The following is a 23,692-nucleotide window of genomic DNA, read 5'->3' as shown; positions in this document are numbered from 1 at the left end:
CGGGGCCCGCTTCGGATCGTGGCCGCCGCCACCGTGAGCCCGCATGACCCGCTCGCTCCTCGTCCTCAGCTACTTCCCCGCCTTCTGGCCGGCCCGGTCCGGCGGGGAGATGCGGCTCGGGCATCTCTACCGGGCGCTCGCCAAGGGCTGGTCGGTGACGCTGATCTCGGCGACCGACGGCAATGCCGCCTTCGCGGAGGTCGAGCATGCCGAGGGCTTCCGCGAGATGCGGGTGCCGAAGGACGCGACCTGGAGCCGGGCCGCCGCCGCGCTCGGCCGCTCGGGCGTCGCCGGGGACGTCGCGGGCCTCGCCTTCGCGCTGGCCGCCGCCGATCCCGACTGGCCGCTGCGCCGGCTCGCCCGCGCCGCCGCCGGCAAGGCGAGCCTCGTCGTCCACGAATCCCCGTTTTCGGAGCCCCTGTTCGGCGACGGGGACGGGGTGAGGGAGGTCTATTCCGCCCACAACCACGAGGCGAGCCTGATCGGCGACATGACCGGCGGCGAGGGCGAGGGGGCGGCCGAGGCGTGGCTCCGGGTCTGGCGGCTGGAGCGGCGGCTGGCGCGCCGCGCCGCCCTGGTGCTCGCCCCCTCGGTCGAGGATCTCGACCGGATGCGCATCCTCTACGGGGTCGAGCCGCACCGCCTCGCCGAGGCCCCCAACGGCTTCGACCCGGAGGCGGCGCGCTCCGTCGCGGCGCGGCGCGGGCTCGGCCCGTCGCGGGGGCGGCGGCCGGCGCTGCTCTTCGTCGGCTCGGCGCATCCGCCGAATGTCGAGGCGGCGCGCTACCTCGCGGGGATCGCCCCCGAGCTGCCGCAGGCGGACATCGTGATCGGCGGCGCGGCGGGCGACGCCCTGCCCGAGGATCCGCCGGAGAACCTGCACCGGATCGGCCTCCTCGACGAGACGGAGAAGGCCGGCCTGCTGGCGGACGCCGCCGCCTTCCTCAACCCCGTGGACTCGGGTTCCGGCACCAGCCTGAAGGCGCTGGAGGCGGTGGCCGCCGGCATCCCCCTCGTCTCGACGCCCTTCGGGGTGCGCGGCCTGAACCTGAGGGACGGCCAGCACGCGCTGCTGCGCGAGCGCGGACCGGGCTTCGTCGACGGTATCCGGGAGGTGCTCGCCGATCCGATGCGCGCCGCCCTCGTCAGCGCCAACGCCATGGGCGCCCTGGAGCTGCTGGCTTGGCCGCGCATCGCGGAGGGGGTCGGCCGCCTGCTCGCGGAGGCGGCCGAGGGCCGTTTCGGCCCGCACGCACCCACCGCCCAGCGTCGGGTGCTCGCCCTCAACGACTACCCGGTCGCCGGCCGGGAGACCGGCGGCGCCGTGCGCATCCGCGAGACCCTGTCGCGGCTCGACGCGGACGTGGTGCTTCTCGGCTTCGCCCCGCGCCCCTCCATCCGCCGGATCGCCGAGAACGTCGTCGCCCTCGGCCTGCCGAAATCGGCCCCGCACCGCGCCTTCGAGCGCGACCTCGCCACCGTCTGGGAGGTGCCCTCGGAGGATGTCGTCGCGGCGCTGTTCGTCGCGCGGAACGGGCCGGTCGCGGCCGTCGCGGCGGACCTCGCGCGCGATGCCGGCGCCGCGATCCTCGAGCACGGCTACATGGCCCCGCTCCTAGACCTCCTGACCCGTGCGCGGCCGGAGCTTCCGGTCGTCTACGCCTCCCACAACGTCGAGGGAGCCCTCAAGCGCGGGCTCGGCGGGCGCCATGCCGCCGGCGCCCTCGCGGCGGGGATCGCGGAGGGCGTGGAGCGGCGCCTCGTCGCGGAGGCGGCGCTGGTGGTGGCCTGCGCCGAGGACGACGCCGCGGTCTTCCAGAGGCTCGGCGCCCGCACGCTCCTCGTCCCGCACGGCGCGAAGGCGGTTCCGGCGGCCGAGGTCGAGCCCGAGGGACCGCCCGTGGCGGGCTTCCTCGGCTCGGCCCACGGTCCGAACCGGGAGGCCGCCGCCTTCCTCGCCGCCGAGATCGCCCCGCGCCTGCCGGGCGTCGTCTTCGAGATCGTCGGCGAGGTCTGCGCGGCGCTCGACGGCCCGCTGCCGCCGAACGTCCGCCTGTGCGGACCGCTGCCGCCACGGGACAAGACCGAGGCCCTCCACGGCTGGGCGCTCGCCCTCAACCCCGTCGAGAGCGGCGGCGGCGCCAACCTCAAGCTGGCCGACTACCTCGCCCACGGCCTGCCGGTGCTGGCGACCCCCTTCGGCGGGCGCGGCCTGCCCCTGGCGCGGCAGGGGCTCGGCCATGTCGTCCCGCGCTCCGGCTTCGCGCGCGCCGTCGAGGCCGTGCTCGCCGACCGGGAGGGCAGGCGGCAGGCCGGCGCCCGCGCGCGCGCCTTCGCGCAGTCGCACCTCTCCTGGGACCGGCTGACGTTGCCCTACCGGGCCGAGATCGCCGCGCTGATGGCCCGGCCGCGCCGGCTTCCCACCTCCGCCGGGCTGGTTGTCGCCACCGATCTCGCCCTCGACACCGAGGAGGGCCTGCGGGCGCTGCTCGCCGCCATAGACCGGCTCGGCACGGGGGCGGAGCGCATCGACGTCGTGGCACCGCTCTCGGGCCCCGCCCCCGCCTCGGCCCGCATCGACCGCATCGTCGCGGTGGGCCCCGGCGGGTCGGCGGGGGCGGATGCCGCCGCCCGGATCCGCCTCGTCGAGGCGGGCGCCCGCTTCCTCAACCATCCGGCGCCGCTGGCCGTCGCCGGGCTGGAGCCGGCGGACGCCCCGGACGGGCCCGGCTGGCGGATCGGCGCCGCCTTCGCGCTGCTGCTGCCGGCCCGCGCCCGCGCCCTGCGCGTGTCGGGCACGACAGAGGCGCCCCTGGTCCTGCGCCTGTCCTCGCGCCAGCTCGGCGGGGGCGGAGGCGTCGCGTATCCGCCGATCGCCCTCGAGGACGCCTTCGATGTGACGTTGCCGCTCCAGGGCGGCCCGCGCCCGCGCCTGCTCGAAGGCCGGCTCGACGGGATCGGGGGCGAGGACGACCGGCCGCTGGCGGCGATCTCGGCGGCTGCGGCGAGCGCGGAGGGCTCGGCCGCCGGCTGGCAGCGCCACCTGCCGCTCGCCCTGGACGCTGGCGACCTGCTGCGCGCCCGCGCGCCCGGCCTCCACCGGGAGGCGGCGAAAGGCGGGCCGGCCGATCCCGCCGCCACCGCCGCCTGGGCGGCCGCCGTCGCGAGCCTCGGACGACAGGGGCCGTCGCAGGCGCTGCTCCTTTTCACGGCACCCCAGGGGGCCGCCGCTTCGGCGGCGCGCGCCGCCCTCGCCGCGACGGGATGGCCCGTCGTGGAGGCCGCGCCGGACGGCGGCCGGCCGGACCCCTGGTCGCCGATCCAGATCGCCGACCAGCGCGCCGGCCTCGACGAGGCGCGCGGCGCCGTCGCGCTCGCCGACGCCCAGGGCGTGCTCGGTCCGCGCGGGCTGCTCGACGCACTGGGCGGGGCCGGGCTCGACCTCGACGTGATCGTGCCCGACCGGCTGGCGGCCCGCCGCTACCGGACGGGCCGGGCGGCGGTCTTCCTGCCAGCGGCGCCGGAGGCATGGCTGCCGCGCTGCCGCGCGCTCGTGGTCGCGGGCTGGGACGGGGACACGCCGGGGCTGATCGCCACGGCCCGGACCGCCGGCATCCCCGTCCTGGCGATGGCGGGGGCGGAGGGCGAGGCCGACGCAGCCCCCGGCCTGACGGCGGAGGCGGTCGCCGCCGCCATCGCCCGTCCGCCGGCGGCGGAAAACGGCAGGATAGCCCTGTAGAAAACCCCGCCCCTATTGGCCGGCGCGAGAATTCGGCGCGCGGCCCGTCTTCCGATGACAGGCGGGACCGGCTAGGAGGATTTGCAACAGGGGAGTGGAGACGGCCGGACGCTCTTTCGGGCGGGCCGGGGCCGTATCCGCAGCCGGGAAGCCCGATGACTGTGCTCAACGACGGCCTGCCGGTCGTCATCGTGGCGGGCGCCGCGCGCGCCGGAACGGCCGCCGTGTCGGCCGGCATCGCGGCCGCCGCCGGTTACGAGGCGGTCGAGGCCGGCCCCACCTTCGGTCTGCTCTGGACCCTGACAGCGGCCCTGCGCGGCTACGAGGCGGCGCTCGCGCCGTTCGAGGCGGCGCTCGCGCCCGGCCCCGTGCAGGAGGCCGAGCCCTGGCTGCGCAAGACCGTGCTCAAGGACTTCCTCGACCGCCTGCCGGCGCGCGACGGCTACGTGCTGCGGGCGGCCAACCTGCTGCCCGGCGTGCCGGCCCTGCACGCCCTGCCGGTGGCCGCCGCCGCCATCCCCTCCGCGCGCTGCGTGCATGTGCGCCGCAACGGCATCGACTTCGTGCAGAGCCGGATGCGCGTGCTGCCCGAGGTGGATTTCGCCGCCCACTGCCTCGCCTGGATCGAGGATGCCGAGGCCTGGGCCGCCATGAAGGGCTCCCTCGGCCGCCGCGCCCTGGAGGTCGAGCAGGGGCGGCTCTCCGCCTCCCCCGATGCCGTCGCGGCGGAGCTCGGCGCCTTCCTCGGCTGGAGCGAGGAGGCCCGCACCCGGTTCGTGTCGGCGGTGCGGATGCGCCGGCTCGGGCGCTCGGGGGTCTTCGGCGGGGCGCGCGGGCCGACGCTCGCCGACGTGTCCTGGTCCTATGCCGAGAAGGAGGTCTTCTCCGAGCTCTGCGGCGAGGCCATGGAGGCGGCCGGCTACCCCCTCGACCGCGAGGGCGCCATGCGCCGCCAGCCCCTGCGGCTGACCGAATGCCTCGCCGCCTGGGAGGGCCGCCCGCTGACCGGCTGCGCCATCGGGCTCGACCGTCAGGACCGCTCGGCCGTCGCCCTCACCCCCGCGGCGGAGGGCGGCGAGGGCGTGGCGCTCGTGGTGCCCTGCCTGTCGCTCGGCAGCCGCACGCGGTTCGAGTACCGCGCCGCCGCCCTGGAGGGCGCGGCGGACCCGGTGCACCTGCGCATGCGGATCCGGGAAAGCCTGAGCCGGCGCGAGGTCGCGGAGCTGTCGGAGACCGTGCCGCCGGGGACGCCCGCCTCCGGCACGCTCTCGCTCGCCGCGACGCCCGAGCTCGTCGACGTCGAGATCACCGTGCGGCCGGCCGGGACGGGAGGCGCCGGGGCCGGCCTGCGGCTCCTCGACGCGACCTTCCGGCACGCCGCCAACGGCCGCGCAGGAGCATGAGCTGACAACGATGGCCAAGACCTCAGAGAAGATCGCGGGCAAAGGCGGCGACAAGGCGTCGGCCAAGCAGGCGGAGGCCAAGCAGACGGAAGCGAAGGGGGCCGACGCCAAGGTCGTGCAGGCGAAGGACGCGGACGCTCTGCCGGGCGCGGAGCTTCTCTCCGTCGCGCTGACCGAGGCGCTCGCCCGGCGCATGCGCCTCGGCGACCTCTCCCATGCCGGCAGCCTCAAGCACGAGACGCTGAGGCGCCGGGTGCTGGCCGGATACCGCAAGAGCCTCGACGGCACGGCGAACCCGGACACGCTGGTCTGGCTGCTCGACCGCCTCGCCGGCATCGAGGCCCAGGTCATCACCTTGCAGCAGGGACAGGCGAACCTGGAACCCGAGGTCGATTTCGCGCCGCCGGCGGCGAGGCCCGCGCGCAAGCCCCCGGCCGCCCGCAAGGCCGATCCCGCGCCTCCCGACCCGGCCCCGGCTCCGAGATCCGCCCCCGTCGCCGCGCCCGCGCCGACGCCGCCGGCTCCCCCGCCGCCGCCCAAGCCGGCCCTGCCCCGGCGGGTGATCGCGAGCTGCGACGATTCGCTGGTCCACAAGGGTTTCTACGAGGCTGAGCTCTCGCCGCAGGGCCGCAGCTTCCGCTGGATCGGGCCGGAGCCCCGCGCCACCCTCTACCTGCCGCGCATCGAAGCCCCGCTCGAGGTGCGCCTTCACCTCTACGGCGTCTTCGTGCGCGAGGCGCTGCCCCTGGTGAAGGTCTCCCTCGACAAGGGCGCCTGGGCAAGCGTGGCGATCACGCAGGGGCGCGAGGGCGTCGTCCTCGTCGCACGGCCCGTCCCCGGCGATCCCGGCCCGCCGCAGGTGATGCGCCTCGACATCGACGCCGCCCTGTCGGATTCGCCGACCAACCGCGGCGAGGCCGATTACCGCGTGCTGTCCATCGCGCTCGCGGCGGTCGAGGCGCTGTCCATCGACCTTTGAGCGGCGGAACGCGCGCCATCCTTAAGGGTATCGCGATTTCCCGCATTGCAGCGACTTGCGCGGACGGGGAGTGTCGTGCTGTTTTCCGCCAATGCAGAGACAGGACAGCCTGGAAGATCGTCGCGGCCTTTAGTCGCGACCATTTCGGCCGGCCCGGAGGGTCTGCCGGAGGCCGGTCCTGAAACGGGGGATCATGTGGTGGAATGGAATAGCTGGCTCGACGACTACTATGCGCGCTACCGGGCCGCGATCTTCGATCCCGGCATCCGCGAGGCGTTGCGGCAGTTCCACGACGTGGCCGTGAAGGTCCGGGCGGACGGGCGCAAGCTCATGTTCGCCGGCAACGGGGCGAGCGCCTCGATCGCCTCCCACGGGGCGGTGGATTTCACCAAGCAGGCCAAGGTGCGCGGCGTCGACTTCAACGAGCCGAACCTGATCACCGCCTATTCCAACGATTTCGGCTTCGAGAACTTCATGGCCAAGGCCGTGGAGCACCATGGCGATGCCGGCGACGCGCTGGTGCTGATCTCGGTCTCGGGCCGCTCGCAGAACGCCGTGAACGCCGCCGGGACCGCGCGCGAGCGCGGCATCACGGTGGTCAGCTTCACCGGCGCCAATGCCGACAATCCGCTCAAGGCCGCGTCGGACATCGCCTTCTGGTGCGACAGCAAGGCCTACAACATCGTCGAATGCACGCACATGATCTGGCTGACCACGGTGGTCGACATGCTCGTCGGCAAGGCCGAGTACAGCGTGAGCTGACATTCGCGGCCGGCATCCGCCGGACAAGGGAAGACCGGGCGCGGTTCTTGCCGCGCCGGTCGCGCGGGGCCCGAACGGGCACACACGACAAAGATCGTCACGAGGGCAGCATGGCACACCGGGTCGGGATCATCGGTTTCGGCAAGATGGGCCGCATCCGCGCGGAGGCCCTGCGCAAGGACGGCCGCGCCGAGGTCACGGTCGTCTACGACATCGAGACGCCCACCGACACGGAGTACCGCGTCGCCCCGAGCATCGAGGCGATCGTAAACGATCCGGAGGTCGACATCGCGGTCGTGTGCATGCCGAACCACCTCAACCGGCCGACCACCATCGCGGCGCTCAAGGCCGGCAAGCACGTCTTCTGCGAGAAGCCGCCGGCCTTCAACGCGGCCGAGGTGCGCGAGATCATGGCGGCGGAGGCCGAATCCGGCCGGGTGCTGATGTACGGCTTCAACCACCGCCACCATGCCGGCGTCGACAAGCTCAAGCGCATCATCGACAGCGGCGCCTATGGCCGGGTGCTGTGGATGCGCGGGCGCTACGGCAAGAGCGTGGATGCCGACTACCTGAAGACCTGGCGGGCCGACCGTTCCATGGCCGGCGGCGGCATCCTGATGGACCAGGGCATCCACATGCTGGACCTGTTCCAGTATATCGGCGGCACGACCTTCGATCAGGTCAACGCCTTCGTCTCGAGCCATTACTGGAACATCCCCGGCATCGAGGACAACGTCTTCGCCATCATGCGCGACACCAGGACCGGCATGGAGGTGTCCTTCCACTCGACCATGACGCAGTGGCGGCACCTGTTTTCGCTGGAGGTCTTCACCGAGCGCGGCTATCTCGTGCTCAACGGGCTGAAAACCTCGTCGGGCACCTATGGCGAGGAGGTTCTCACCATCGCCAAGAACCGCTCCGTGGCGCCGGCCGCGAGCTGGGCCGACGAGGAGAAGCTGACCTACGAGGTCGACACCTCCTGGGACAAGGAGGCCGAGCACTTCATGGACGCCGTCAGCCTCGGCCTGCCGGTGAAGCTCGGCACCTCGGAGCAGGCGCTCGAGGTGATGACCCTGATCGACCGCATCTACGAGAACGAGCACGCCCTGGGGAAGGTGCTCTACAGCGAGCTGCGCCGGGTCGGGCAGGCCTGAGCGGACCGGCGCGCATGGTCGTCGTCGAGACCCTCGCCTCCCTCGACGCGGCGGTGGCGGCCTGCGCCGCGCGGATCGTCGCCGCGCTCCGGGCGGCGCTGGCCGAGCGGGAGGCCGTGACCTTCATGGTCTCGGGCGGGCAGGTGCCGGGTCGCGTGCTGCCGCTGGTGGCGCGCGCCGGGCTCGACTGGAGCCGGATCGCGGTGGTCTCCAGCGACGAGCGCGTGGTGCCGCCGGAGCATCCCGATTCCAACGAGGGCACGGCGCGCAAGGCCCTCGCCGGAGCCGCCGGCCCGATCGCCTATCACGGCATCGACGCCGCCCTGCCGCTCGATGCGGCCGTGGCGGCGTACGAGACGCGGATCCGCGCCCTGCCCTGGCCGCCGGCGGTGGCCTATCTCGGCATCGGCACCGACGCGCATGTGGCCTCGCTCTTCCCGGACCGGCCGGAGATCATGGGCGACGCCTTCGTGGCGGCCCTTCCCGAGACGGCGCCCCACAAGCATGCCCGCATCACCTTCGGCATCCCGGCGATCCGGGATTGCGGCGAGATCGTCCTCGTCGTGAACGGCCCGCAGAAGAACGCGGCGCTCGCCGCCGCCATGGCGCCGGAGGCCGACCCGGCGCGCACCCCCATCACCCGGCTCCTGCGCGTGGCGGGCGAGAGGGTGCGGCTCTACGTGTGCCCGTGATCCGCACGTCGGTCCGCGATGGAAGAACCTGGGTCCGCGACCTTCGGATGAGCGCCGATCCATGGATATGGATGGACTAACCTACATCGGGCTCTCGCCAGGGCAACCGCTTCCCATTCTGGATGCGGGTGCTTACCGCGCCGTCGTCGTGATCGATGAGGCGGTCACGGATGGCTGGCGCGACCGGGTCAGCGAATGGCTCGTCCGGAGCGGATGCCTCTACATGCTGGCTTGGGGCGACCGATGCAGCGAATGGGATGACAGTGTCGACCACGCCAACCTCGCCGCTTTCGGCTATGGCGAGGTGCCGACAGGCCAGGCGGTCATGACGACGTGGCACGAGGAAGACACCCTCGCGGAGGTGTTCCGTTTCGCTGCCAACCATGCCCATCACCCGAGCGTCGGGCTCACCCACACGCTCATCGTCCACATCACGCATCACGACCGCGAGACCGAATTTCGGGATGCGTACCGGGCGGCTGCCGCACGGTAGCGATTGGCTTCACGCTGGTCGCCATGAGTGCGGTCGTATGACAGGGCTTGACGGCTCATGCCGGGCTTTGTACCGATCGGTACAGAACCCCGCCGGAGTCTCCGCATGACCGATTCCCGTCCCCCGCTGCCGCCCTTCACCTACGAGACCGCCGTCAGGAAGGTCCGCGCCGCCGAGGATGCCTGGAACGGGCGCAACCCCGAAAAGGTCTCGCTGGCCTACACCCCCGACACGCGCTGGCGGAACCGCTCGGAGTTCCTGAACGGCCGCGAGGAGGTGGTCGGCTTCCTCACCCGCAAGTGGGAGCGCGAGCACGAATACCGGCTCATCAAGGAGATCTGGGCCTTCACGGAGACCCGCATCGCCGTGCGCTTCGCCTACGAGTACCGCGACGGGGCCGGGCAGTGGTTCCGCGCCTACGGCAACGAGAACTGGGAATTCTCGGAGAGCGGCCACATGCGGGTGCGGCACGCCAGCATCAACGACATCGCCATCGCCGAATCGGAGCGCAAGTTCCACTGGGACCTCGGCTCGCCGCGCCCCGCCGACCATCCGGGGCTGACCGAACTCGGACTCTGATGGCGAGGACACGCGCGGAGCTGCTGGGGCTGCTCGGGGAGGTGTTTCGCGAGCACGGTTTCGAGGGGGCGAGCCTCGCGCTCATCACCGCCCGCACCGGGCTCGGCAAGGGCAGCCTCTACAACCTCTTCCCCCGCGGCAAGGAGGAGATGGCGGCGGCCGTCCTCGACGAGATCGAGGCATGGTTCGAGACGACCATGTACCGGCCCCTGCGGGAGGATCCCGACCCGCTCGCCGCCATCGCCGCGATGTTCTCCGCCACCGACACTTACTTTCGCTCCGGCCGGAGGGTCTGCCTCGTCGGCGTCTTCGCGCTCGGCGAGGTGCGCGACCGCTTCGCGTCTCGCATCGACGGCTATTTCGCCGCCTGGAGGGACGCGCTCGCCTCGGCCCTCGAACGCGCCGGCCGAGACCCGGCGGACGCGCGCGATCGCGCGGAGGAGGTCGTCTCCGGCATCCAGGGCGGCCTGGTGACGGCGCGGGCGCTGGACGATCCCGAGGTCTTCGGGCGCACCCTGCGGCGGCTGGAAGCGCGGATCGCAGGTTGAAACATCATCGAGCGAGGTGGAGACTCGTTCGCGTGAAGACGATGCGGCCGTGGCTCACACCAGCCGCGCCAGCGCCGCGCACAGCACCCGGAACGAGGCGTCCCAGGAGAAGCTTTGCGCCGCCGCGAGGCAGCGCCGCGACAGCGCCGCCCGCTCCTGCGGCGCCATGTGGTGCATCTCCACGATGCGGGCATGGAGATCGGCCACCGAGAGCGGATCGAAATAGAGCGCCGCGTCGCGCCCGGCCTCGGGCAGGCTCGAACTGCACGAGGAGAGGCAGGGACGGCCCACCGACAGGCTCTCCAGTACCGGCAGCCCGAACCCCTCGAACAGCGAAGCATAGATCGAGAAGGCACAGGATCGCAGCAGCTTGTACTTGGTGTACTCGTCGATGAAGCCCGCATGCAGGATGCGGCCGCTCTCGAACCCCTTGCGCACCGCCTCCGGCACCGAGACCCTGTCCTCCAGCCAGCCCGCGCCGCCGACGAAGACGAAGCGGTAATGGTCGAGGATGCCCGGCTCGCGCGCCAGCATGTCGAAGATGAGCTGGTGGTTCTTGCGCGGCTCGCGGGTGCCGAGCACCAGCACGAAGGGCTCGACCGCGTGTCCCCCCATCTCGGCGGCAAAGCGCAGGGCGTGATCCTCCGGCCAGGACACGGCGTTGTTCATCTGCACGAGGCGCGACGGATCGGTGCCGAAATAATGGACCACGTCCTCCAGCGTCGCGTCCGACACGCAGACGGTCAGGTCGTTGCTGGCGATCTCGTCGTGGAGATATTCGAGATGGTAGCGGATGTTCTTGGCGGCATGGTACTCGGGCGTGACCAGCGTCGAGATGTCGTGGACGATGCTGACCTCGCGGTCGAACATGCCGGGCTCGCGTTTCGCGCTCGGGTAGAAGCCGATGTTCGGCCCGCTGCGCGCATAGAGGTCCAGCGCCCGGAAGGGCCGCGAGCGGCGGTGCATCTCGTGCGAGAGGAAGGCGCCGGTGCGCCGCTCCAGCGCCTCGCCGACATCCTCGTGCTCGATCAGGGTGTCGTCGTGGAAGAAGGTCACGCGCTCGGGCAGATGCGCCAGGAAGCGCTCGGCGAGCGCTGCGGCCACCACGGGAATGCCGGTCCAGAACTCGGGCAGCAGCGGCGTGATATCGCAATAGAGCCGCGCGTCGGCCGCATCGAGTTTCTCGCGCAAGGTGGCGATGGGGTCGGCCGCGCTCATGCCTCCCCTCCGAGGAACGGGCCGAGATCGATGGGGCGCGGGGGAGCCGGGGCCGGCGCCCGAGCGGCGCGCGCCCCGAGGGCATGGACCTCGGCGAGCAATTCCATGCAGCGGATGCGCGAGGGCCGGTCGGTCTCGATCAGGCGTGGGCTCTGGGCATCCTCGAAGCGCTCGAAGCGGCGCCCGACGACGGGCAGGCCGTCCTCTGGCTCCTCCGCCGGCCCGTGGACCACCGCCGGCAGCCCGAGCGCCTCCAGCCGCGCCGCGACCCAGGCGCATTCCGGGTCGCCCCCGTCGAGGATCGCGGCGGGGAAGAGGTGGCGCAGCAGGGCGGCGGACAGCGGCCGGCGCAGATGGGCGACGAAGAGCCGGTCCTCCGCCACCGCGCCCTCGCGGCGCTCCAGCATCATCGCGGCGCGGTTGACGAGCCGCTCCAGCCGGGGCTCGCCGTCGCAGGTGTTGTAGGGCAGGAGCGTCAGCGCGATGCCCGATTCCGCCGGGCCGGGGAAGCGGGCGAAGTTGAACACGATCTCCGGCACGGCACTGCCCGGATCGGCGCAGTTGAACGGCAGCGCCAGGCTCGGACACAGCCTGACGGGGGCGGTCGAGGGCTCGGGCGGCACCGAGCGCGCCCGTCGATAGCCGGCGAAGGATTCGATGTGGAGACTGTCGCGGGTGATCTCCCCGGCGATCGCGCGGGCGGGATCGGGCCCGGCCGGGCCGCTCCAGGCGGCAGCATCCGCCACCGCGAGATCGGCCGGCAGGTCGACATGGGCGGGCCGCGTGCCGTCGAGGCGGGCGAACCTGTCCTGCGTCCCGTAGCGCAGGATGCGCCGCAGGGCGGCCGGCACCGCCCGCCGGCCGGCGAAGGGGTTGCCGCTGACCGCGACCTCGGGCCGGCGCGCGGCTTCCGCGAGGAGATGCGCGTTCTCGGAGAATTTCAGGAGCCGGCAATCTTTCAGCGGGCCGAGGCGGAGATGGCGCAGGGGCGCGTCCCCCGCCCGCCAGGAATCGGGCAGCAGGCGCTCGATGGCGGCGAAGGTCGCCGCGTCGTGGAAGATCTCCGGCGCGGGCACGAACACCGCCGGCACCCGCGCGGCTTCCAGCAGGCGGATCAGCACCGCCGCCTGCGCATCGCCGCCGAACAGCACCTGATCGGGGCGGAAGCTTGCGGCCGGCAGCGCCATGGCACCGTAGCCGGACAGGCGCACGGGCAGGCTCAGCACAAGGGCCGGCGGGACGCGCGCGCTCATCCGCGCGCGCCACGAGCCGGCGCGCGGCGGGAACGTCGATGCGGGACCGATCGGACCATGGCGCTTTCCCGCCCCGTGCCGCCGGGGCGCGTCCCGGTGGTAGCAGCCGAAGGGTTACGCCACCACCAACGCCGGAGACGGCGCGGGTGCGCTCAGACCTTGGCGGTGAAGCGCGCCTGCGCGCCCGGATAGGCGGCGACCAGGGCGGCGCCTGCCACGGGGCCAAGGACGAATGCTGCTGTGGAGAGGCCGTCGGCCAGGAGGCCGCTGCCGGCCGTCACGGTCACGCAGGAGAGGGCGGGCGGCGAGAAGCCGGTCTCCGGATCGAAGATGTGGTGGTCCTTGCGGTCGGCGGAAAAGGATGTCGCGTCGTCCCCCGAGGTCGAAGCGAAGCCGGTGAACGGGTCGATGACGGCGGCGAGCGCGTGCGGCGGCCGGGGCTCGGCGATGCCGAGCCGCCAGGGCGTGCCGTCGGCGTGGCGGCCGCGCGCGCCGAACTCGCCGGTATCGACGAAGGCATGGGCGATGCCGCGCGCCTCGAGCGCCGCCATCACCCGGTCCGCCGCGAAGCCCTGGACGAGCCCGTTCAGGGTCACGCCCATGCCGGGCCGGGCGAAGGCGATCCTGTCGTCGCTGAGCGAAACGGCGCGCCAGTCCACCAGCCGGAGCGTCGCGGCGAGTTCGGCCGCGTCCGGGCGGCGCCCTTCGGTGGAGGCCGAGGCCCAGAGCGTCCACAGGGGCTGCACGGTGGGGTCGAAGGCGCCATCGCTCTTGCGCGCAAGATCGAGGGCGAAGCGGAGCTGGCTCACCAGTAGGGGATCGGGATCGGCGAGCACGCCGTCGCGGTTGAGCCGCGCGAGGGCGCTGTCGGGCCGGAACAGGCTGGCGGCGGCCTCCACGGCGCGGATCGCCGAGAAGGCGTCGCGGAAGGCGGCCTCGACGGCATCCGCGTCGGAGGCGGCGAGCGTCAGCGAGACCGTGGTGCCGAAGGCGAGCCCGGCGCGGGTGCGCGCGACGAGCCCATGCTCGGCCGCCATCGTCCGAAAGACGCCCGGCGCCGCCGCGAGGCCCGCCAGCGAGCCCAGCGCGCCGAGCAGCACCCGGCGGCGTTCGGGGGCCGGCCGCAGCCGGACGCGGGGTTCGTTGCCGGTCATTCGGCGGCCAGGGGCTGGAGGGGGACGCGGCGCCCGCGCTTGGCGGCCAGCACCTGCGGCACGCATTGGCGCGGATCGTGGACGATGGTGACGCAGTCCATGCACTGGAAGCATTCGGCGTAGTCGACCTTGCCGGAGGGCGCGATGGCGCCGTAGCGGCAGCGCACCTTGCAGAGCTGGCAGGGGCTTCCGCATTCGGCCCGACGCGGGATCCAGTCGAACAGGCGCACCCGGCCGAGGAGGGCGAGGCTCGCGCCGAGCGGGCAGAGATAGCGGCAGAACCCCTTGTAGACGAAGAGGTTGAGCGCCAGGAGCGCGGCCGCGTAGAGCACGAAGGGCAGGCTGCGCACAAAATACAGCGTGATCGCGGTCTTGAACGGCTCGACCTCGGCGACGCTGTCGGCGAGCGGCGAGGCGAAGGCGGCGGCGATCAGGATCGCGGCGAGCACGCCGTATTTGAGCGTCCGCAGCGCCCGGTCGAGGCGCGGGCCCACGGCGACCTGGCGGATGCCGAGCGGCCGGGCCAGCAGCGCGACGAACTCCTGAAGGGCGCCGAAGGGGCAGAGCCAGCCGCAGAAGGTGCCCCGCCCCCAGACGACGAGGCTCGCCAGGGCAAAGGCCCAGATCAGGAGCGAGGGCGGATCGTAGAGCAGGAAGCCGAGATCGTGCGTGGTGACGGCCGCCCGCACCAGCCCGATCAGGGTCACGATGGAGAGCTGCGCCTGCGCGTACCAGCCGATGAAGAGAAGGGTGAAGGCGAGGAAGGCGAGGCGGAAGGGCGTGAATCGCTTGGTGTCGGCGACCAATCCGCGCTGGCGCACCAGCACCGGAACCAACAACCCGAAGGCGGCGGCGATGACGCCGAGTTCGACCCCGCGCGCGCGCCAGGAATCGATCCAGCTCGGCCCCTCGTCCGGCTTCTCGCGGATGAACAGGTCCGCGGGCAGCGCGTAGCCCGTGCCGAACTCGTGGGAGACCTTCTCGGGAAAGATCTGGCCGCGCTCGCGGGTCATGCGCACTGACAGGTTCCAGGGGGCGGAGGGGTCGAAGCCGGCCTCCTGCACGATCTTGAGGATGGTCCAGGGCCCCTCGGGCAGGCCGGGCGCGCCGAGGCCGCGCCGCTCGATGGCCATGTCGCGGGCGGTGACCGAGAGGCCGTTCTGCGTCACCGCGATCCCGTCGGGGATGGAGCCGAGGACGAAATCCTCGCCGAGCGGGTTCCAGGGGCCGGAGCTGACCACCAGCACGGCGTGGTCGCCGGGGCCGAGCTCGCGCATCAGCCTGCCATGGGCCGCCTCGCCGATGAGGTTGCGCCCGATGGAGGGCACGTTGAGATAAGCGATGGCGAGATCGGCCAGCACCGCGTCCGGCGGCCCCTCCGACTGTCCGGCGACGCTGGTGCCGGCGAACCCCGCCTCGGCCTGGGCGTTGGTGAGCCGGAAGCGCTTGAGCCAGCCGCGCTCCTCCAGTTCCGCCACGGAGAGCGGCGTGAACCCGTCCTGGCGCGCCTCGACCTTGAGCCCGGCATTCGAGGCTCCGAACCCGAGCTTCCTGCGGGCGACGGCGAGCGATGCGGCGAGGATCGATTCGTTGATGACCCGCGTGGAGGCGGTGGCCATGGAGACGCCGTCGACCACCGTCTGGGGGGGCGCCCCGCCGGCGCGGGCGTTGGGGCGGCCCACCCGGATCGAGCGCTTGGCCGAGAGCCCGACATATTGCTCGACGAAGGCGAAGAGCGGCGCCTCGCCCAGGCCCTCCAGGAAGACCGGCTCGTGATGCGAGAGCACGCGCGCGTCGCGGAAGGTGCCGTCCGGCGCCAGCGCCACCAGGATGTCGGGCGGGGTGCCGCCGAAGCCCGGAATCGGGGCGAAATCGACGGATTCGAAGGCGTAGGCGAAGACCTCGTAGGAGCCGGCCTGCTGCTTCAGGATCGGCCAGATCGGCAGCGCGGGGTCCTTCTCGCCGACGACGAGGGGGGGCGGGAAGTGCTTCTCCATGCCGGCGCGGTCGAGGAGGCCGGCGAGGGCCGGGGTGGCGAGAAGGCAGCCGGCGAAGGCGAGGATCCGCAGCCAGATCGTCACGGAGCCGCCCCGGCCGACTTGTCCGGCACGCGCGCCGCGCCCTCCGGCCGTACGGCGGCGCCCCAGGGATAGCGGCCGACCTTGATGCTCTTGACCGCCTTCTGGCTGGCGACGTCGATCACGGTGACGTCGCCGGAGACGCCGTTGGTGGTGAGCAGCCGGTCGCCCTCCGGGGTCAGCGCCAGATGCCAGACCCGGCGGCCGACGAGGATGTAGTTCACCACCTGATAGGTCTTGGTATCGACCACCGCGACCCGATCGGAGGGGCCGAGCGCCACGAAGGCGAAGCGGCCATCCGCGCCGAGAGCGATGCCCACCGGCTGGATGCGGTCCCCGGCGACGCCCTTGATGGCGAATTCGACGGTGTTCAGCACCTGCCGCGTGGCGACGTCGATGACCGCCACGGTGCCGCCGATCTCGGAGGAGGCCCAGAGCAGCTTGCCGTCGGCGCTGAACTCGGCGTGGCGCGGACGCTGGCCCACCGGCGTGGCGTCGACGGCCTTCAGGGTCGCGGCGTCGATCCAGTGAACCATGTTGGTGGTCTCGGAGGTGGTGACGGCGGTCTTGCCGTCCGGGCTCACCGCCATGCCCTCGGGCTCGATGCCGACATCGATCTGGGCGAGCACCTTGCGGGTCTCGGCGTCGACCACCGTGGTGGTGGCGTTGTTCTCGTTGGCGATGAAGAGGGTCCGGCCGTCGGGGGCGAGCGCGAACTGCTCGGGGTCCTCGCCGGAGGGCAGGTTGTGCAGCACCTTGCCGGTGGCGGGATCGATCACCTGCACCGCGTCGGAATCGCTGGCGCAGAGGAAGAGGCGGCTGCCGTCCTTGGAGAAGACGAGGCCGCGCGGGCGCCGGCCCACGGGGAAGGTGCGCGTCACCTCCCAGGTGCCGGTGTCGATCACCGAGACGGTGTTGTCGCGCTCGTTCGAGACGAAGACCTCGTGGGCGAGCGCCTGCGCCCCGAAAGCCGCCGCGCCGAGGGCCGCGAGGGCGAGGCGGGCGAGCGGCGCGCGCAGTCGGCTCATGGCATTCCTCCTCACCCGCCCGTCCTCACTCGTTCATGGCCCGGCAGGCGCTCTCGGGCTGATCGAGGCCGAGGGTGTCGAGGTCGGTGCGCTTGTGCAGGAACCCCTCGACGGGGGCGGCGGCGACCACGTTTCCGGGCCAGAGCACGAAGACCGGCTGGCGCAGCTGCCCATTCCAGGACCGGAAGCTGAGGAGACGGCCCTTGAAGCCGCCGACCTCGAAGCGAGGGCCCAGCAGCAGGGCGCGAATGGCGGCCGGATCGGCGGATTTGAGCTGGATCGCCGCCTCGGCGACCGCATGGGCGGCGAACCAGCCGGCATAGTCGACGCTTCCCATCGCCCGGCCGGCGAGCTTCTTGAACCTGTTCTGGAGCTGCACCGCCGCCCAGGCTTCCACCGGACGGCCCCAGGCCGCAGGGGTCAGCCCCTGCGTGCCGACCACGGGACGGGGCGAGGCGGTGTTGTAGACGAGGTTTCCGCCGAACTCGCCGAGCTCGTCGGCCACCGCCACCACGTCGTGCTCGGGGCCTCGCGTGACCGTGGCGAACTCGCGCAGCGCCGAATCGCGCAGGTCCGCGCCGCGCGCGTCGAAGCGCGATTCGGCGACGATCCGCGCCCCGAATTTTTTGGCACTGCGCCTGAGCGCCTCCGCGTAGAGCGCGTCGCCGGGGTTGGGCCCAGAGAGCAGCAGGATGCGGGTCCAGCGCTTGAACACGAGAAGCTCGACCAGCGCGTCGGTGAGCATGTCGCGGGACGGCAGGACGTGCAGCAGCCCGGCCCGGCAGTCGCCGTCGCGCAGGCGCGTATCGGGGGCGCCGACATTGAGGAAGACGACGCCCTTGCCCTCCTCGGAATCGGTGAGCGCCAGCACGTCCTCGGCCGGCGCGTTGACGAGGACGAAGCGCGGCGCCTCCGCCTTGGCGATGGCGGCGAAGGCGGCGCGCAGGTCCGCGTCCGGCTCCACCACGGTGGTCTTGAGCGCGAAGGACAGCCCGACGAAGCGGCCGGCGGCGTTGGAATCGGCAATGCCGAGCTCCGCCCCGCGCAGGCCCTCGTCCGCCGGGATCGGGTCCTCGTTGTTCAGCGGGCTCGGACGCTCGACGCGCCGCTCGATGTAGTGGATCGATACCGGAGCCGGCGCGGCGGGAGCGGCCTGCGCGAGGAGCGCCAGGGCCAGCGCCGCGAGAGCCAGGGTCCGGCGCGCGACAAGACCGGCGCCGCACCGGCGACACCACGTCCCTACGCAGCCCACATGGCCGCGCCTCTGCGCCGATCCTGTTTCCACCCGATGCTTTCCGTTTTGCGGAACGGTAGCCCGGCCGGGCCGGGCCTCGATATTGGACCAAGGTCCACTCGGCCGCCGGGAGCGGAGCCCCCGCAACCCAGGATCGAGGGGGTACCAAAGCACAATGGGTTTGGCCGGACCCGCTTGCTACCGTGGACGCAATCAAACTGCGCGCTTCCGGTCGGATGATGTCCGAGGACCCGCGCATCGACAACGATCGGCGAGCTTTGGCGCCCCCTTCGCGGGCAAGCCGAGAAGAGCCGCCGGCCAGGGAGGACAAGAGTCGATGGTGAAGTTGCCCGTTCGCGTCGGTGGTCTGCTGCTCGGTCTCGCCATGTCCTGCGGGACCGTGCTCGGCCACGGCGACGTCCAGCCCCAGCCCGTCGACACCACCGGCCTCGACTCCCTCGGGACCGAGTGGAAGGACAAGAACCCCTATCTCGGCAATGCCAGGGCCATCGAGATCGGCACCTCCGGCTATGCCCAGAACTGCGCCCGCTGCCACGGCCTCCAGATGATCTCGGGCGGCCTCGCGCCGGACCTGCGCTACCTTCCCACCGGAAAGGAAGGCGACGAGATCTTCATCGAGCGCATGCGCCACGGCGCCGTCATCAACGGCGTCACCAAGATGCCGGTCTTCGACGGCATCATCTCGCAGGAAGCGCTGTGGTCGATCCGCAGCTACCTCGAATCCAAGCACGAGGAATAGCCCCGGTGCCCCCCGTGCTTCGCCGGCTCGGCATCGGTCTTGTCGTCGCGGCGGGGCTCCTCGGCCCCGTGGCGCCGGGAGAGGCGCGCCCCCTCGATCAGGTCAAGGCGGAGGGCGTGCTGCGGGTGGCGCTCTACGCCGACAACGCGCCGTTCTCCTTCGAGAAGGCGGGCAAGCCCCACGGCATCGACGTCGATCTCGCGAAGGCCGTGGCGGACAAGCTCGGCGTGCGCCTCGACCTGCGCCTCGTGGACGCGGGCGAGAACGTCGACGGCGATTTCCGCCTGAACCTCTGGAAGGGCGATCTCGCCGGCTCGGCCCTGGCCGACCTGATGCTGCACGTCCCCAACGACCGCATGCTCGCCAACCGCAACGAGCAGATCTTCCTCACCACCCCCTATTTCGAGCAGCGCCTCGCCTTCGCCTACCGCAAGGGCAAGCTGGAGGGCTTCGACGCGATCCGCGACATCGAGGGCCACCCGGTCGCGGTGGAAGGCGCCAGCGCCTCCGACACCCTGCTGCTGACCGCCGAGGGCGGCCGCTATCGCAACGGGCTCAAGCATTTCAAGGATTTCGACGCCGCCGCGCAGGCCTATCTCGCGGGCGAGGCGCCGATCCTGGCCGGCACCCGAGCCGGCATCGAGGCGTCGCTGCGGGCGGCAGGCGCCTCGCCGGAGGAGAACCCGGTGGTCGAGGTGGCGGTGCCGGGCCTCGTCAAGACGCATTGGGCGCTCGGCGGCGCCGTGCGCAGCGATTCCCGCGACCTCGCCTATGCCGTGGGCGAGATCGTCACGGCCATGGCGGGAGACGGCAGGCTGAAGGCGATTTGCGGCGGCTACGGGGTGGGATACGCCCCGCCCGAAGGTTACTGACGCGACGGCGGCGGCCCCAGGGGGCCGGGCGCAAGAATCCGCAAGTCATCGACGCCGGACATGCACAGCATTCCGGCGCGTCTTGCGTTCGCTTCGATGAAAGCCGCCCTTTCCAAACGCTTATTATCATAAGATCATACTAAAGGCCAATAATGGACGCCGCGCGTCTCCTCTAAGCTGCCGGCGATGGGCGGTCCCCGAACGGAGACGCGGGCCCTGACGGCACCGGAGAAACCGGCGCCGCATAATCAAGTCGGAGGATATGCCGTGAGAGTCAGAGATCGCTTCCTGGGCGCCGCGGGGGCGGCTGCCCTCCTCGTCGGGCTCGCCACGGCGCTACCGGCGCATGCCGAGGTCACCGATCAGGACATCCTGAACGACGCCAAGACCACCGGCGACGTCGTCAGCTACGGCCTCGGGCCGCAGGCGCAGCGCTATTCGCCCCTGAAGGCGCTCAACAAGGACACCATCAAGGGCCTCGTGCCGGCCTATTCGTTCTCGTTCGGCGGCGAGAAGCAGCGCGGCCAGGAGAGCCAGGCGCTCATCAAGGACGGCGTGATCTACGTCACCGGCTCGTATTCGCGCATCTACGCGGTCAACTCGCGCACCGGCGAGAAGATCTGGGAATACGATGCCCGCCTGCCCGAGGGCATCCTGCCCTGCTGCGACGTCGTGAACCGCGGCGCCGCGCTCTACAAGGATCTGGTGATCTTCGGCACGCTCGACGCCAAGCTCGTCGCGCTCGACCAGAAGACCGGCAAGGTCAAGTGGAAGAAGGACATCGACGACTTCAAGGCCGGCTACAGCTACACCGCCGCGCCCCTGATCGTGAAGGGCAAGGTCATCACCGGCGTGTCCGGCGGCGAGTTCGGCATCGTCGGCCGCGTCGAGGCCCGCGACGCCGAGACCGGCGAGATCGTCTGGAAGCGTCCGGTCATCGAAGGCCATATGGGCGAGCTCAACGGCAAGCCCTCGACCATGACCGGCAAGGTCAACGAGACCTGGCCCGGCGACATGTGGAAGTTCGGCGGCGGCGCCACCTGGCTCGGCGGCACCTACGACCCGGACACCAACCTGATATTCTTCGGCACCGGCAACCCCGGCCCGTGGAACTCGCACCTGCGCCCCGGCGACAACAAGTGGTCGGCCTCGCGCATCGCGCTCAACCCCGAGAACGGCGAGATCGTCTGGGGCTTCCAGACCACGCCGCATGACGGCTGGGACTTCGACGGCGTGAACGAGTTCGTGCCGTTCGAGCTCGACAAGGGCGGGAAGACCATCAAGGCCGGCGCCACCGCCGACCGCAACGGCTTCTTCTACGTCCTCGACCGGACGAACGGGAAGTTCATCTCGGCCTCGCCGTTCGTGAGCAAGATCAACTGGGCCAAGGGCATCGACGAGAACGGCCGTCCGATCTACGACGACGCCAACCGTCCCGGCGACCCGACGAAGGGCGAGGACGGCAAGAAGGGCAAGAGCGTGTTCGCGGTGCCGGGCTTCCTCGGCGGCAAGAACTGGATGCCCATCGGCTACAGCCCCGACACGAAGCTGTTCTACGTCCCCTCGAACGAGTGGGGCATGGACATCTGGAACGAGCCGGTCTCGTACAAGAAGGGGGCCGCCTATCTCGGCGCCGGCTTCACCATCAAGCCGGTCTTCGAAGACCATATCGGCTCTCTCAAGGCCGTCGATCCCGCCACCGGCAAGATCGTGTGGGAGTACAAGAACAAGGCTCCCCTCTGGGCCGGCGTGCTCACCACCGGCGGCAACCTCGTGTTCACGGGGACCCCCGAGGGCTTCCTGAAGGCCTTCGACGCCAAGACCGGCGAGGAAGTCTGGAAGTTCCAGGTCGGCACCGGCGTCGTCGCCTCCCCGATCACCTGGGAGCAGGACGGCGAGCAGTGGGTCGGCGTCGCGGCCGGCTGGGGCGGCGCGGTTCCGCTCTGGGGCGGCGAGGTGGCGAAGACCACCGCCGGCATCAACCAGGGCGGCAGCTTCTGGGCCTTCAAGCTGCCCAAGAGCCTCGCTTCCCGCTGAGGGGCCTCGCCTCCCGTTGAGAAACCGGCGGCGCGCGGAAACCGGAGCCCCGCTCCGGCCCGTGCGCCGAAGGGCAAACTTCCGGATCCGGCGGCCCGCCGTGCTCGCGGCGGCCTCCGATCCGTGCAAGCGAGGTTCCCGCACCCCGCGCGGCCCCCTCAACAGCCGTTCGGATGCGGGAACCGAGCCTGTCGCGCGCCTGCCGCGACGGGGTCGGCCAGACGCCGAGGGAGAGGTCGAATCGATGTCGGCTGCCGCGCCTGACGTCCAGTCCAGGGTCGACGCCCCGCCGGCGGCCGAGGCCGCCCCGGCCATGCGTCTTCTGATCGTCGACGATCATCCGCTGTTCCGCGAGGCCCTGGGGAGCGCGCTGCGCCTGGCCTACCCGGAGGCGTCCCTCCACGAGGCGGGCGGGCTGGAGGCGGCCTGCGCGCTGCTGTCGGCGGAGCGGGGCTTCGACCTCGTGCTGCTCGACCTCGCCCTCCAGGGCGTCTCGGGCTTCGAGGGCCTGCTGACGCTGCGCGCCCGCTTCCCCCGCCTGCCGGTGCTGGTGGTCTCCGGCCACGAGGACCCCCGCGTCATGCGCGAGGCGCTCCATCACGGGGCGGCCGGCTTCGTGCCCAAGGCCGTCGACAAGGCGACGCTCACCACCGCCATCGCCACCGTGCTCGGCGGCGCCCTCTACCTGCCGCCGGGCGTCGACGGAGCCGCCGGCGCGGAAGCCCCCGGCCGCTCCCCCGACCCCGCCGCGCGCGGCACGCCGGGACGCCGCGCGCCGCTGGCCGAGCGCGTCGCCCGCCTCACCCCCCAGCAGGTGCGCGTGCTGATGATGATCCGCCAGGGCAAGCTCAACAAGCAGATCGCCCACGAGCTCCAGGTCGGCGATTCCACCGTCAAGGCCCATGTCTCCGAGATCCTCCGAAAGCTCGAGGTCATCTCCCGGACACAGATCGTCATCGAGACCGCGCCCCTCGATTTCGAGAGGATGCACGGCGCCTGAACGCCGCGCGAAAGACGTTACTGGGCGATCAGGCCGCCGACGATGACGGCGACGCCGAGCCCGATCATGGCATAGGCGAAGACCACGCTCCTGCCCTCGGCGTCGAGGTCCGAAAAGCTCTGCTTGAGATTCTTCATGGCTGTTCTCCCGTCACGGTCGCCGCGCAGCGGCGATGGGGTCCCAAGAACGACGGCGCCCCGCGACGAATGCGGGGCGCCGGGACGGATCAGAAGAACCGGCGGTGCCAACGGTAGCCGTAGCCGTACACGGACGGACGGTAGAACGGCCGGGGGCCGTAATAGCCGTAGCGCGGGCCGTAGCCGTTCGGCCGGCACATGCCCCACGGGTTCGGGTGGTAGCCCCAGCCGCAGCCCCCGGCGACGCGCTCGACGGTGGCTTCCTCCGAGACGACCGCCACCGGGGCCGGGCTGAAGGGCGCGGCCTGGGCCGAGCCGACGAAGCCGGCGGCGGCCGTGACGGCGGCGATGGCGAGCAACCTGATGCTGTTCATGCGATGACCTCCTCTGGTCTCCGGCGGATGAATGCAGTCACCGGACCTCGACAGCGATAGCCCCCGCCGCCGAATACTGATGTGCCGGATGTTACCACGGCGCCGGCTCGGGGCGGCGGACGGGACGGGCGCTCCTCCGTCTCGCGTGCGCGAACGCACCGGGATTGCGCGGCAGCGGCCCGCCTGCCACCAAGAGCC

20 protein-coding genes are annotated in these 23,692 nt (G+C 72.0%); 13 read left to right on the top strand and 7 right to left on the bottom strand.

Going from position 1 to position 23,692, the window contains the following annotated elements; translation table 11 throughout:
* Positions 1–43 precede the first annotated feature (43 nt).
* The 9 genes from ACP56T_RS10170 (at position 44) to ACP56T_RS10130 (ending at position 10,349) form a co-directional block, all read left to right on the top strand.
* Positions 44–3,739, top strand: coding sequence for a glycosyltransferase (locus tag ACP56T_RS10170; protein WP_430912034.1), 3,696 nt, complete (start codon positions 44–46; stop codon positions 3,737–3,739).
* Positions 3,740–3,894: 155 nt separating this feature from the next.
* Positions 3,895–5,142, top strand: coding sequence for a hypothetical protein (locus ACP56T_RS10165; protein ID WP_430912033.1), 1,248 nt, complete (start codon positions 3,895–3,897; stop codon positions 5,140–5,142).
* Between the two features lie 10 nt (positions 5,143–5,152).
* Positions 5,153–6,121 (top strand): hypothetical protein, encoded by a 969-nt coding sequence (locus ACP56T_RS10160; RefSeq protein WP_430912032.1) that lies wholly within the window; start codon positions 5,153–5,155, stop codon positions 6,119–6,121.
* A gap of 198 nt (positions 6,122–6,319) precedes the next feature.
* Positions 6,320–6,883 carry a D-sedoheptulose-7-phosphate isomerase gene (locus tag ACP56T_RS10155; protein ID WP_430912031.1) on the top strand — a complete coding sequence of 188 codons (564 nt, stop codon included), beginning with the start codon at positions 6,320–6,322 and terminating at the stop codon, positions 6,881–6,883.
* A gap of 110 nt (positions 6,884–6,993) precedes the next feature.
* A complete protein-coding gene (locus ACP56T_RS10150; protein WP_430912030.1) occupies positions 6,994–8,037 on the top strand; it encodes a Gfo/Idh/MocA family protein in 1,044 nt (347 codons plus the stop codon).
* A 14-nt stretch (positions 8,038–8,051) separates the two neighbouring features.
* A complete protein-coding gene (pgl, locus tag ACP56T_RS10145) occupies positions 8,052–8,729 on the top strand; it encodes a 6-phosphogluconolactonase (protein WP_430912029.1) in 678 nt (225 codons plus the stop codon).
* 61 nt (positions 8,730–8,790) lie between these two features.
* Complete coding sequence (locus tag ACP56T_RS10140) at positions 8,791–9,222, top strand: DUF7684 family protein (protein ID WP_430912028.1); 432 nt, start codon at positions 8,791–8,793, stop codon at positions 9,220–9,222.
* 105 nt (positions 9,223–9,327) lie between these two features.
* Positions 9,328–9,801, top strand: a complete 474-nt coding sequence (locus ACP56T_RS10135; RefSeq protein ID WP_430912027.1) for a nuclear transport factor 2 family protein — start codon at positions 9,328–9,330, stop codon at positions 9,799–9,801.
* Positions 9,801–10,349 carry a TetR/AcrR family transcriptional regulator gene (locus tag ACP56T_RS10130; RefSeq protein WP_430912026.1) on the top strand — a complete coding sequence of 183 codons (549 nt, stop codon included), beginning with the start codon at positions 9,801–9,803 and terminating at the stop codon, positions 10,347–10,349. The genes ACP56T_RS10135 and ACP56T_RS10130 overlap by 1 nt, the downstream gene beginning before the upstream one ends.
* 54 nt (positions 10,350–10,403) lie before the next feature.
* On the opposite strand, the gene ACP56T_RS10125 is transcribed toward ACP56T_RS10130, so the two are convergent.
* The 6 genes from ACP56T_RS10125 to ACP56T_RS10100 all read right to left on the bottom strand — a co-directional run bounded on the left by ACP56T_RS10125 (position 10,404) and on the right by ACP56T_RS10100 (position 18,272).
* A complete protein-coding gene (locus ACP56T_RS10125; RefSeq protein WP_430912025.1) occupies positions 10,404–11,567 on the bottom strand; it encodes a glycosyltransferase in 1,164 nt (387 codons plus the stop codon).
* Entirely contained in the window at positions 11,564–12,820 is a 1,257-nt protein-coding gene (locus ACP56T_RS10120; protein ID WP_430912024.1) for a hypothetical protein, read from the bottom strand. Before ACP56T_RS10120 ends, ACP56T_RS10125 begins: the two co-directional genes overlap by 4 nt.
* Positions 12,821–12,972: 152 nt before the next feature.
* Complete coding sequence (locus ACP56T_RS10115; protein WP_430912023.1) at positions 12,973–13,974, bottom strand: FAD:protein FMN transferase; 1,002 nt, start codon at positions 13,972–13,974, stop codon at positions 12,973–12,975.
* Positions 13,971–16,055 (bottom strand): 4Fe-4S binding protein, encoded by a 2,085-nt coding sequence (locus ACP56T_RS10110; protein WP_430912022.1) that lies wholly within the window; start codon positions 16,053–16,055, stop codon positions 13,971–13,973. Before ACP56T_RS10110 ends, ACP56T_RS10115 begins: the two co-directional genes overlap by 4 nt.
* Complete coding sequence (locus ACP56T_RS10105; RefSeq protein ID WP_430912021.1) at positions 16,052–17,080, bottom strand: YVTN family beta-propeller repeat protein; 1,029 nt, start codon at positions 17,078–17,080, stop codon at positions 16,052–16,054. The genes ACP56T_RS10110 and ACP56T_RS10105 overlap by 4 nt, the downstream gene beginning before the upstream one ends.
* 25 nt (positions 17,081–17,105) lie before the next feature.
* On the bottom strand, positions 17,106–18,272 hold the full coding sequence (locus ACP56T_RS10100; protein WP_430912116.1) for an ABC transporter substrate-binding protein: 1,167 nt from the start codon (positions 18,270–18,272) through the stop codon (positions 17,106–17,108).
* A gap of 379 nt (positions 18,273–18,651) precedes the next feature.
* Here ACP56T_RS10100 and pedF point away from each other — a divergent pair, with 379 nt between their 5' ends.
* The 4 genes from pedF (at position 18,652) to ACP56T_RS10080 (ending at position 22,983) form a co-directional block, all read left to right on the top strand.
* Positions 18,652–19,074: a cytochrome c-550 PedF gene (pedF, locus tag ACP56T_RS10095; RefSeq protein ID WP_430912020.1), complete on the top strand. Its 423-nt coding sequence runs from the start codon at positions 18,652–18,654 to the stop codon at positions 19,072–19,074.
* A 5-nt stretch (positions 19,075–19,079) separates the two neighbouring features.
* Entirely contained in the window at positions 19,080–19,946 is an 867-nt protein-coding gene (locus ACP56T_RS10090; protein WP_430912019.1) for a substrate-binding periplasmic protein, read from the top strand.
* A gap of 267 nt (positions 19,947–20,213) precedes the next feature.
* Positions 20,214–21,983 (top strand): PQQ-dependent methanol/ethanol family dehydrogenase, encoded by a 1,770-nt coding sequence (locus tag ACP56T_RS10085; protein ID WP_430912018.1) that lies wholly within the window; start codon positions 20,214–20,216, stop codon positions 21,981–21,983.
* A gap of 313 nt (positions 21,984–22,296) precedes the next feature.
* The gene (locus ACP56T_RS10080; RefSeq protein ID WP_430912017.1) at positions 22,297–22,983 is read left to right on the top strand and encodes a response regulator transcription factor; all 687 of its coding nucleotides are present in this window, start codon (positions 22,297–22,299) and stop codon (positions 22,981–22,983) included.
* Positions 22,984–23,209: 226 nt separating this feature from the next.
* On the opposite strand, the gene ACP56T_RS10075 is transcribed toward ACP56T_RS10080, so the two are convergent.
* Positions 23,210–23,494: a GCG_CRPN prefix-to-repeats domain-containing protein gene (locus ACP56T_RS10075; protein WP_430912016.1), complete on the bottom strand. Its 285-nt coding sequence runs from the start codon at positions 23,492–23,494 to the stop codon at positions 23,210–23,212.
* Positions 23,495–23,692 lie beyond the last annotated feature (198 nt).

This window comes from Methylobacterium endophyticum, from assembly GCF_050591105.1.
GTDB lineage: Bacteria > Pseudomonadota > Alphaproteobacteria > Rhizobiales > Beijerinckiaceae > Methylobacterium.
Note: the sequence above shows the minus strand (reverse complement) of the source record. Positions and strands in the feature narration are given on the sequence as shown.

Bases quoted from the DNA above. Each gene is read 5' to 3' on its own strand.
- ACP56T_RS10115 (WP_430912023.1), bottom strand. From the start codon at position 13,974: ATGACCGGCAACGAACCCCGCGTCCGGCTGCGGCCGGCCCCCGAACGC.
- ACP56T_RS10120 (WP_430912024.1), bottom strand. From the start codon at position 12,820: ATGAGCGCGCGCGTCCCGCCGGCCCTTGTGCTGAGCCTGCCCGTGCGC.
- ACP56T_RS10080 (WP_430912017.1), top strand. From the start codon at position 22,297: ATGCGTCTTCTGATCGTCGACGATCATCCGCTGTTCCGCGAGGCCCTG.
- ACP56T_RS10160 (WP_430912032.1), top strand. From the start codon at position 5,153: ATGGCCAAGACCTCAGAGAAGATCGCGGGCAAAGGCGGCGACAAGGCG.
- ACP56T_RS10140 (WP_430912028.1), top strand. From the start codon at position 8,791: ATGGATATGGATGGACTAACCTACATCGGGCTCTCGCCAGGGCAACCG.
- pgl (WP_430912029.1), top strand. From the start codon at position 8,052: ATGGTCGTCGTCGAGACCCTCGCCTCCCTCGACGCGGCGGTGGCGGCC.
- ACP56T_RS10105 (WP_430912021.1), bottom strand. From the start codon at position 17,080: ATGAGCCGACTGCGCGCGCCGCTCGCCCGCCTCGCCCTCGCGGCCCTC.
- pedF (WP_430912020.1), top strand. From the start codon at position 18,652: ATGGTGAAGTTGCCCGTTCGCGTCGGTGGTCTGCTGCTCGGTCTCGCC.
- ACP56T_RS10075 (WP_430912016.1), bottom strand. From the start codon at position 23,494: ATGAACAGCATCAGGTTGCTCGCCATCGCCGCCGTCACGGCCGCCGCC.
- ACP56T_RS10130 (WP_430912026.1), top strand. From the start codon at position 9,801: ATGGCGAGGACACGCGCGGAGCTGCTGGGGCTGCTCGGGGAGGTGTTT.
- ACP56T_RS10165 (WP_430912033.1), top strand. From the start codon at position 3,895: ATGACTGTGCTCAACGACGGCCTGCCGGTCGTCATCGTGGCGGGCGCC.
- ACP56T_RS10135 (WP_430912027.1), top strand. From the start codon at position 9,328: ATGACCGATTCCCGTCCCCCGCTGCCGCCCTTCACCTACGAGACCGCC.
- ACP56T_RS10150 (WP_430912030.1), top strand. From the start codon at position 6,994: ATGGCACACCGGGTCGGGATCATCGGTTTCGGCAAGATGGGCCGCATC.
- ACP56T_RS10170 (WP_430912034.1), top strand. From the start codon at position 44: ATGACCCGCTCGCTCCTCGTCCTCAGCTACTTCCCCGCCTTCTGGCCG.
- ACP56T_RS10125 (WP_430912025.1), bottom strand. From the start codon at position 11,567: ATGAGCGCGGCCGACCCCATCGCCACCTTGCGCGAGAAACTCGATGCG.